At 68.8% G+C, this 9478-nt stretch carries 6 protein-coding genes and 2 pseudogenes; 5 read left to right on the top strand and 3 right to left on the bottom strand.

Annotated features, from left to right (window positions below; all coding sequences use genetic code 11):
- Positions 1–432: 432 nt before the first annotated feature.
- A complete protein-coding gene (locus ACFQ9Z_RS18740; RefSeq protein ID WP_383018420.1) occupies positions 433–1101 on the bottom strand; it encodes a Type 1 glutamine amidotransferase-like domain-containing protein in 669 nt (222 codons plus the stop codon).
- A gap of 722 nt (positions 1102–1823) precedes the next feature.
- Here ACFQ9Z_RS18740 and ACFQ9Z_RS18735 point away from each other — a divergent pair.
- The 4 genes and pseudogenes from ACFQ9Z_RS18735 to ACFQ9Z_RS18720 form a co-directional block, all read left to right on the top strand.
- Complete coding sequence (locus tag ACFQ9Z_RS18735) at positions 1824–2855, top strand: helix-turn-helix domain-containing protein (RefSeq protein WP_383018417.1); 1032 nt, start codon at positions 1824–1826, stop codon at positions 2853–2855.
- A gap of 188 nt (positions 2856–3043) precedes the next feature.
- The gene (locus tag ACFQ9Z_RS18730; protein ID WP_383018414.1) at positions 3044–3361 is read left to right on the top strand and encodes a hypothetical protein; all 318 of its coding nucleotides are present in this window, start codon (positions 3044–3046) and stop codon (positions 3359–3361) included.
- A gap of 233 nt (positions 3362–3594) precedes the next feature.
- Positions 3595–3717 carry a hypothetical protein gene (locus tag ACFQ9Z_RS18725; RefSeq protein WP_383018411.1) on the top strand — a complete coding sequence of 41 codons (123 nt, stop codon included), beginning with the start codon at positions 3595–3597 and terminating at the stop codon, positions 3715–3717.
- A 40-nt stretch (positions 3718–3757) separates the two neighbouring features.
- Positions 3758–3946 (top strand): annotated as a pseudogene (locus tag ACFQ9Z_RS18720) (IS5/IS1182 family transposase); the annotation flags it as partial.
- On the opposite strand, the pseudogene ACFQ9Z_RS18715 reads toward ACFQ9Z_RS18720, so the two are convergent.
- A pseudogene (locus tag ACFQ9Z_RS18715) lies at positions 3945–5624 on the bottom strand (Helicase associated domain protein); the annotation flags it as partial. The pseudogenes ACFQ9Z_RS18720 and ACFQ9Z_RS18715 overlap by 2 nt on opposite strands.
- Positions 5625–5730: 106 nt before the next feature.
- Positions 5731–6528 (bottom strand): DUF427 domain-containing protein, encoded by a 798-nt coding sequence (locus tag ACFQ9Z_RS18710; protein WP_383018408.1) that lies wholly within the window; start codon positions 6526–6528, stop codon positions 5731–5733.
- Positions 6529–6741: 213 nt separating this feature from the next.
- Between ACFQ9Z_RS18710 and ACFQ9Z_RS18705 the strand changes: the two genes are divergently transcribed.
- On the top strand, positions 6742–8925 hold the full coding sequence (locus tag ACFQ9Z_RS18705; protein WP_383018406.1) for an MMPL family transporter: 2184 nt from the start codon (positions 6742–6744) through the stop codon (positions 8923–8925).
- Positions 8926–9478 lie beyond the last annotated feature (553 nt).

Raw genomic sequence — 9478 nt, 5'->3', positions numbered from 1 at the left:
CTCAACTCCCTCACCGACTACCTCACCAAGGTCGGCACCACCGGCCAGAAAACAGAGCAGAACTAACCCTCAGGATTTCTGGCGCATCACACTAGCCGAGTTGTCGGAGGCGGCTTGTAATCGGGGCAGGGTGGTGCCTGGGTTCGCGCCGAGGTCGTTGCCGCCCGTTACGGCAGACGCGGCCATGCCCTCCTCGGGGCACCGCCACCGCAGCGATCGCACGAGGCGCCGGCGGGCCCGGCACTCACCTCGAGCGGCTGGCGCACGACCCTCCCGGCGACCCCAGGGGCGTTGCGGCCGGCCCGCTGCGGATGATGGTCAGCAGCATCCGCGCGGGCACGGAAGGCGACTGCGTTTCGGGCCCTTGTGTGAGGGCCCAATGCGGCGCTGGTACTGATGGACGAACTGGCCGGACGCCCGGGCGGCGCTCGCTCAGGCCGGGAAGTAACGCCACTTGCCCTCGGAGACGACCTCGACCGCACCGTCGACGACCGTGATGGCGGTGTCGTCGTCGATTGCGTATGCGGGATTCGGGAGGCTGGCTGCCCACTTTTCCGCCTCCGCCATGGTGTTCTCTGGCAGGTCCATGTGATCCACATGCGGGAAGATCGAGAAGTCGACGACGCCCAGCGCGCTGTCGTCCCCGGTGGGCGCCGTCCACTCGACGAAGTACTCGCCGATACGAGGGGCCATCGCCATGCTCCCGGCGCTCAACCCCACCCAAACCTTCTCGCTCAACGACGGCAGCAGGTCCGCCAGGCCGGACTGCCGCATCCAGTGGGCCAGATACAGCGCATCGCCACCGTTCACCAGCAGGACGTCCGTCTCCTGGACCCAGGGGACCCAACGCTCTGCACCGATGCTGGGCAACGCCGTGAGCTCCAGCACTCCCAAGGACTTCCACCCTAGGTCGCACATGCGCAGGCGAGACTGTCCACTGATGAACCGCCAAGCCCCGGCTGGACTGCCCATGGGGTGCCCGTACCCCGCAGTGGGAATGCACAGGGCGTCGGACTCGGCGATCGGCTTGCCCAGCAGCCGCACGAGCGCGTCCTGGATACTCGCGTTGGTGATACCCGCCGCCGTAAGAAGAAGCTTCAAGATGACCCCTGACCCGAGTGCGATGGAGCGGTGTGACCGGTAGACCGGGGACCACCTCAAAACTCATCGCTGTGCAGCAGGGCCTCAACACCAGTTGAGCGACGGGTAGAGCTTCGCCCAGGTCAGCCGAGCCACCGCCCGTAGATCGCCTCAGCGTCCCAAGTTTCCTTCGCGCGAGCCAGCCCACGGATCGATCTCCCGATGGCCAGTCCTTGGCCAAGGCATTCGGCACTCACCTCACGCCCTGCGGCGGTGAGTGTCTGACTGCGTGGCATCGCCGACGGAGAGCGGTAAATGCGTGCGAACGCTCTATGGGCTCCAGTGGATGTGAGACTGAAACCAGTCCGATGCCTTCGAACCTGTTCGAATCATGGCACGGAATGTCGAGGCAGCATGCCTGTTTGGCGCAGCCTGGTGGACCGCGGCCTGATCGCCGACGGACCGAGGGCCGGGTCGGCCGGGGTAGTTCGTGCAGCAGGCCCTGCACCACTTCGTTCGGGGGTGAATGGATGCGCGCCACGACACGGCTGCTCTGTCTGAGGGCTTCGCTGCTGTTTGCGACGGCCGGTCAGGTCGTTCCCGCGGGCGCTCGGGCCTTCCCGACTCCTACCTCGTCTCGCGGGATCCCGTCATCCTGCCTGGCTGTGGAGGATCCCCCGCGGCCCGGAGTGGTCTCACCGCCGGCAAGACCGTCTTGGATGCAGCAACGTACTGGGGGATGAATGGTGATGTTGACGGAGTTTCGGACGGAAGAACTGCCAGTGGTCGAGAGGTTCGGCTCCTGGCACGACATGACGGCCAGTGCGTTGATACCCAGCATGATTCGAAGCGATCATGAGGCGAACTTCCGGGCTAGCATGCGAAGGCTGGATTTGGGCTCGGTGGTGGTATCCGCGCTGGGCTATCCGTCGCTGGAGACCCGCCGGACGACGAAGATGATCCGACGCTCCGATCCTGAGTCCTACCAGTTGATGCTGAACCTGCACGGCAGCCACCGAATCCTCCAGAACCGTCAGGACACCACAAGCGGCCCAGGGGAGGTGATGCTCTACGACACCTCACGCCCCTGGCACGGCTGGGCATCCGCTGACCAGGACACCGCGGGAACCGTGAGAGGAGTGATGGTTCAATTCCCCCGGGCCCTGCTGCCGCTGCCCGCGACCAGGGTGGATCAGCTCACTGCAGTGCGGCTACCCGGCCGCGAGGGGATAGGCGCCCTGTTGTCCGGCTACCTCACCCAGCTGGTCGCCAACGCTGCCACCTACGCAGCGGCGGACGGCTCCCGCCTGGCCATCTGCACCCTTGACCTGCTCACCGCATTCCTCGCCCACCACCTCGACGCTTCCGCGTCACTGCCGTCCCAGGCCCACCAGCGGGCCCTTCTAAGGGAGATCCATGCCTTCATCCAACAGCACCTGAGTGACCCAGACCTTTCTCCGGGCGCGGTCGCCGCAGCCCACCACATATCCTTGCGTACCCTGCACCGGCTCTTTCAGGACCAGGACACCACCGTCGCCGGGTGGATCCGCGCCCGCCGACTGGAGCGCTGCCGCCGCGACTTGACCGATCCTCTACTGAGCAGCCAACCGATCCACGCCCTGGCAGCACGCTGGGGCTTCGCGGATCCTGCGCACTTCTCCCGGGCGTTCCGCGCCGTGTACGGACTCGGCCCGCAGGACTATCGCCGGCAGCACCAAGCGGACTGGGTCCCACGTGGCACGCATCGTCAAGCACCTGGCACTCCTCATCAATGATCGATTGGCCGCCTCCCACAACTATTAGGCATGCCCTCGACAAGCGCGCGGGCTGCGGGCTGACAGGAGACGGGAGCCTGGCCCGTAATTCGAGGAAGAGTGAAGACCAGTTACGAAGACCTTCGGAAAGGAAGTACATGGCCAGGTCAGTGCGCATAGCGGGGCTCACTGCTGCGACAATACTGGGGATGGTTTTCGCTGCATCGCCGGCGAGCGCGGCGGACGTAACGGCAGTCGTGTACGTCAACGGAGCCAAGGCCGGCTCCGGCAAGTCATACAACTACAGCACCACGGTTCAGGCCTGTGACGTCAGAGCCGACGGCCTCGGCGTACGTACGTGGTACATCACCGCCAAGGGACTGAAGGACTACGTCGGCGACGCCAACGGGTCCAGTGCCGGCTGCGGATCAGAGCGGCCTGCCGATGGCGGTAGCATCGATCAGTTCAAGGTGTGTGCCGGTCCGATTGGCAGCGAGACCTGTTCGCCCTGGACGCGCGGATACTGATCTCGGATCTTCGTGGCGGTCCGTCGACGGATTCGGCGGACCGTTCTGCGTTCCCCATCACGTGGTGTCGGTCTTTGCCAGGGGATGAGGCGGGAGTAGCACGTCTCACGGCCCGTCGAGCCATGCGCACGCTGTGGCAGTTGCTCGATGACACCTGCTCCGCCGACAGCGACCCCACACACAACAGCCGCGCCGCCCAGACCGCTATCGCCTGCGTTGACTCCAGCTAGTCGGTGAAGGAACCGAAGGACTTCCAGGGCATCGACGGTGAGGCGGGCGGGCTCGCCGGGCGCGGGCGGCTGGACCAGGGTGCCGGTGACGCGCAGCAGGTCGCCGGGCTGGATGCCGTTCCCTAAAGGGTGTTGCACAAGGCCGTGAGCTGGGCATCTCCTAGGTGTGGCCGCGGTGTTACGTGCTGAACGGGTGTGGGTGGAGACGTTCACGGGGCTGCGGATGACGCAGTTTTCGGGTCTCTTGAAGGTGGTGCGGGACCGGGGCGGCAACGGCACCCTGCGGGGCCGGCCGTGGTCGTTGCCGCTGGCCGAGCGGATCCTGATGGTCGCGGTGTACTACCGCACAAACATGCTTCGTTACCGGGTTCCCAGACCATCCCGGCGTCGGGGGCGTCGAGCAGTTCCTTGCGGTGGGGGTCGAGCTCGCCACTCCGTAGCGCTTTGCGTTGCTGGTGGACCCACCTGCCCAGCGGGAACGCCTTGGTCACCCCCACCTCGACCTCGACGTCATACGGCACGGCGTACAGCCCGCTGATGTTGTTCTCCACCCGCCATCGCAGGAGGGCTTGGTAGCCCTCGAGCCAGACCAGTGACTGCGGCCGGTAGACGCGGGTGCGCAGGAACGCCGCGATGGTGGCGGGGTCGCGGGGGCTGGCGAACTGCAGCAACTCCGACTCCACCGTGCCGTTCTCGGCCTCCGGCCCTTCCGGGCCGGTGCCGGTGGGGGTGCCGGTGATGATGCGTCCGTCGGCGTCCCGCCGGACATGCACGTTCCGCGTTCCTCGGGTGAGGGCCCGGTTGGCGAGTTGTTCGGTGAGGTGTTCGGAGTGGGAGCGCAGGCCTTGGAGGACGGCGATGAGGGGGGTGTAGGAGGCGCTGGCGATCACGTCGGTGGGGTCTTCGCCGGGCTGGGGGAAGACGGGCACGATGATCCGGGCGACCTTCGTGGTGCCGTCGAGGTTGGGGCGTAGTGCCCGGCCGATGTTCTGCACGATCTCGACCTGGGAGGTGCGGGTGTCGGCGAAGCAGACGGCCTCCACTCCCCGCTCGCCGCGGATGTCGACTCCTTCGCCGAGGACGCGGCAGCTGGCGAGGAACGCCCGGTGCACCCGCCGGCCCGCGGCGTCGATGCCGTTCCCGAACTGGCGCAGGACCTCGCGGCGTTCGGTGACGAGGTGGTCCCCGCACAGCCACGCCGCCCACACCCGGTCCGCGGGGACGTGCCGGCGAGCCTCCTCGACATCTCCGGGCACGGCGCCGAGCGGAGAGCACGGCCGGTCGGCAGCTTCGCTCAGGGCGTGGGCGGTGACCTCGTCCGCATACAGGTCCGCAGCGGTCTGCGGCAGGTTGAGGGCGAAGGCTTCGGCCTCCTCGACCCGGCTGTGGAAGGTCATCATCGTCTTGATGTTGCGGGCACTGGCATGCTCCAAAAGGGCAGCCTGCAGCAACGCCAGGCGCCGACCACGCCGCGCCTCGTCGGACAGGCCGACAAAGTAGTCGGGGTCCTCGATCTCCAGGACGTCGATCTCGAACCCGGCGAGGGCACCTCGCTCGATGGCCTCGGCGAGAGCGAACTCGGCCAGCCACGGCCCGGAGGTGGGGGAGTCCTGGCCCATCGAGCAGAGTTCCAGCTCGCGCCCGTCCTTCCCGCGTGGCGGCCTGGGTGGTGCCAGGATCCGCGGTGTCGCGGTCAGGTAGAGCCGGAAGTCCGCGGGGATACGGGCGTTGTCGTGGATCGCCGCCCACGACCGACCAAGATCACCGGCGGTTGAGTGGGCCTCGTCCACGATGGCGAGGTCGAAGCCCGCCATCTGCTGCCCGTACAGCCGCTCCCCACCCGCCAGAGCTGCCTCCAAAGGCCCGCGCACGCGTCCCTGGCCCTCTGGGTCGTCGAAGTCCTCACGGTCCACGAGGGAGGCGTATGTGGCGAACACGACCACGGGCCCGGACTGCGCCCACAGCGCGAGCTGAATCGGGTTCGTGGTCGTGCGTACCCCCAGCTCGCCCAGCACGGGATCGTTCTCCAGCGAGCCCGGCGATCCACCGGCCGGTACCCCCACCCCGGCGATCCGCCGGCCGCTACCGCCACCCCGGCGCGCCCCGAGCCGGTACCCCCACCCCGGGGCGCCCGGCGCCTCAGGGGCGCCGGGTGAAGTGGGTGACCGGGCGTTCCAGTCGCTCGCCGTCCACGGTGATGTCGACCGCCTCGTTGTAGAAGGCGAGCAGCCCCTTGATCGCGCCCGCCGCGGGCAGCGGATCGGCGTAGCTCCACAGCACGTCGGCCGGGACGTCGTCCCCGGCGCGCCAGGACCAGTACGCGGCGGTGCCCTTGTAGGGGCAGCCGGTGCTGTGTTCGGTGGGCTCGAACAGGTCCAGGCGTACGTCCTCGCGGGGAAGGTAGTAGCGGGTGGGCAGGCCCGTCTCGAAGAGCAGGACCGGGCGGCGGGTGTCGGCGACCGGTGTGCCGCCGATCTCGACGCGGACGTGCCGGCTGCTGGGGAGGGCGTCGACCCGCTTGTGCGGGTCGCGGGGGTGGACGAAGATCTCCTCTTCCTCCTCGTACCAGTGGTCGAGGCCGGTGCCGGTGCGCCGGGCCCACTCGAAGGCGATGTGGTCCGCCAGGGCGTCCGAGGGGAAGGTCCAGGCGGCGTTCGCCCGTGACCCGCCGCCCGCCTCCAGGTCGTAGAAGACCGTCGATCCGGTGTGGGTGCCGGTGGGCGGGTTCCGCGCCGGGCGCAGCAGGTCCTCGCGGACCTCGCCGCGCGGGAAGGCGTACAGCGGCACCGGTACGCCGGGTTCCCACACGAGGACGGGATGGCGGCTGTCGACTACCGTGACCCCGGCCGTACGGCCGCGCACCCAGCGGCCGCTGGGCTCCCAGAGGATGCCCTCGGGAGTGCGGTGCGGCATCCCTGGGACGCTGTTCGCGGTCATGTCCGGTGCTCCTTCCGGCCCGCCGGCGGGGGCCGCCCGATATCCGGTCGTGCCTGGGCGCGCCTGCTGGGATGATCCCGTTGCGCGGTCACTAGCATGTGACCCTAAGACAACCATTCGGCCGGTGTGTTGGACGCGCGCCGGCCGGGGTCGCCGATGCCGGGGACCGCTCCCCGGGCTGCGGTGATCTTCCTGTCCAGGAGGACCCCCCGCATGTTCCGACGAATAGGCAACGCTGTCGTCCGACATCCCGTCTGGACGATCGTGGCCTGGCTGATCGCCGCGGTGGCGATCGTCGCCACCGCTCCCGCCCTGCCCTCGAACAGTGACGAGAGCAGTTTCCTGCCGAAGAGTTACGAGTCCATCAGAGCGGCGGACCTGCAGCAGAAGGCGTTCCCCAGCGCCTTCACGCCGTCCGCGATCGCGCTGTACCAGCGCACCGACGGCGGCCGGCTGACCGACGCCGACAAGCAGGACGTCGCCCGGATCACCACCGAGCTGGGCAAGAAGCACATCGACCAGGTGCAGAAGGTCGTCCCCGGCCAGCCGTCCAAGGACGGCAGGTACGACCTGACCCTGGTCCAGATGGACAGCAAGAAGGCCGGCCAGCCCGAACAGGCCGACGCGGCCAAGGTGTTGCGCGACGACGTCAAGCAACTCGCCAAGGGCACGCACCTGGAGGTCAAACTGGGCGGCTCCGCGGCCCAGGCACTCGACCAGCAGGACTCGTCGAAACGCGGACAGGCACTGATCGGCATCGGCACCTTCGTCATCATCCTGGTGACGCTGCTGATCATCTTCCGGGCGCCGATCCTCGCCATCCTGCCGCTGATCCTGATCGGCCTGGTGTCCGCCGTAGCCAACGGGCTGATCGCCTACGCCACCAAGCTGTTCGACCTCCAGGCCAACAGCTCGATCTCGTCGATCCTGATCGTCGTGCTCTTCGGCGTGGGCACGGACTACTTCCTGTTCCTGATGTTCCGCTACCGCGAACGCCTGCGCGCCGGAGACGAACCCAAGCAGGCCATGGTCAACGCGGTCGACCGGGTCGGTGAGGCCATCGCCTCGGCCGCCGGGGCGGTCATCATCGCCTTCCTCGCGCTCGTGCTGTCCACGCTCGGCTTCCTCAGGCAGATGGGACCGGCGCTCGCCATTGCGGTCGCCGCCACGCTGGTCGCGGGCCTGACCCTGATCCCGGCCGTGGTCTCGCTCATCGGGCCGAAGGTCTTCTGGCCGTCCAAGTCCTGGCAGCGGGAACCGGAGAACGCCCGCTTCGCCGCCCTGGGCCGCGGGGTGCAGCGCCGCCCTGCGCTGACCGCCGGACTGTCGGGACTCGTCCTGGTCGTGCTGTCGCTGGGCATTCTCAACTTCAACGCCACCTTCGACCTGGCGTCCGGCTCCATGCCCAAGACCAAGGAGTCCATGGTCGCCCAGGACGAGATGCAGAAGGCGTACTCGGCGGGCGCGGCCGCTCCCACCGACGTCTACCTGTCCAGCACCGACGGCAAGCCGCTGGACCGGGGCGCGTTCGACTCCTACGCGCGCAGGCTCGGCGCCGTGGACGGAGTCGCGGACGCCCGCATGACCCAGGTCAACAAGGCGGGCACCACCGCGGACTTCACGGTCACGCTGAAGTACGAGGCGTCGACGGACAAGGCCATCGACGCCGTGGGCCGGGTTCGCGACGTCGCCCACGCCGATGCCCCCGACGGCACGGAGGCACTGGTCGGCGGCATGTCCTCGATCTACAAGGACATCGACGCCGCGGTCAACCACGACTACCGCACGGTCTTCCCGGTGGCCGCGGTCCTCATCATGGTCATTCTGGGGCTGCTGCTGCGCAGTGTGGTCGCACCCTGGTACCTGATGGCCTCCGTGGGCCTGGGCTTCGGCGCCACCCTCGGTGCCACCGTGTGGATCTTCCAGAACGGCCAGGGCCATCCGGGCCTGATGTTCATGCTGCCGGTGATCATGTATCTCTTCGTGGTCGCCATCGGCACGGACTACAACATCCTCATGATCGCCCGGCTGCGCGAGGAGGCCCGCGAGGGGCGCGAGCCGCGCGAGGCCGCCGGCATGGCACTCCGGCACGCCGGGCCGACCGTCGCCGCGGCCGGCTTCATCCTGGCGGCCACCTTCGCCACGATGATGCTGGCGGGCAACTCGCTGCTCACGGAGATGGGCTTCGCCGTCTCCTTCGGCATCGCGGTCGCCGCCTTCGTGATGTCGATGTTCTTCACGCCCAGTCTCACCGCGCTCATCGGGCACGCCGCCTGGTGGCCGGGACACGGTGACCGCGCCGTCGGGACCGGGCCCGGCTCCGCCGGCGCGGACCCGGCCCACGGGGGCGAGGGCCGCGACAGCGTCGCCCACGATCCCGCGGGCCGCAGCAACTAGCTGCGGCGCGACGAGCGGCCCCGCCGGGCGGTGTTCCGGCGGGGCCGCTCGCGTTCGTCCGGAGCCCGAGGGCTTTCGCGGGGTGGGGGAGAGGCGTCACGATCCAGCCGTGCACCCGGGAGGCCGAGGCGTTTCGGACGGCGAACACCGTTTCGCAGGCTCTGGCCGCCGGCATCCGGACGAGGCCTTCCCCCCGAGCCTCATGCCAGGCCTCGCGGGCGTCGTGCACACGTTGCTGCGCATGCACCCGGCGGCCGCCCTGCCCGATCCCCTGCTCCTCGACTGACCGCTTCACGGACCGTAGGCGTTCCGCACGGAGACGACGACGGCGGGCAGGACGACGCACGCCGTCGAGGGTGATGCCGCTCCGGCCGATCACGCCGATCCGGCCCTCGTCGCGCAGGGCGGTCCGACGCCGGCGCGCGACTGCTCGGGCCGCTGCGCCGGCCGCGGCGGCGCCGGGGTTGAGATCAGCCCCCGCCTTCGTGACGACCAGGGCGTGGTCTTCGGGGCGCAGTGCCTCGCGCATCACGCCGTCGATGAGGCCGACGTG

Origin of the sequence: Streptomyces sp. NPDC056580 (assembly GCF_042793175.1) — a bacterium.
GTDB lineage: Bacteria > Actinomycetota > Actinomycetes > Streptomycetales > Streptomycetaceae > Streptomyces.
This window is presented reverse-complemented; position numbering and strand designations above follow the sequence as displayed.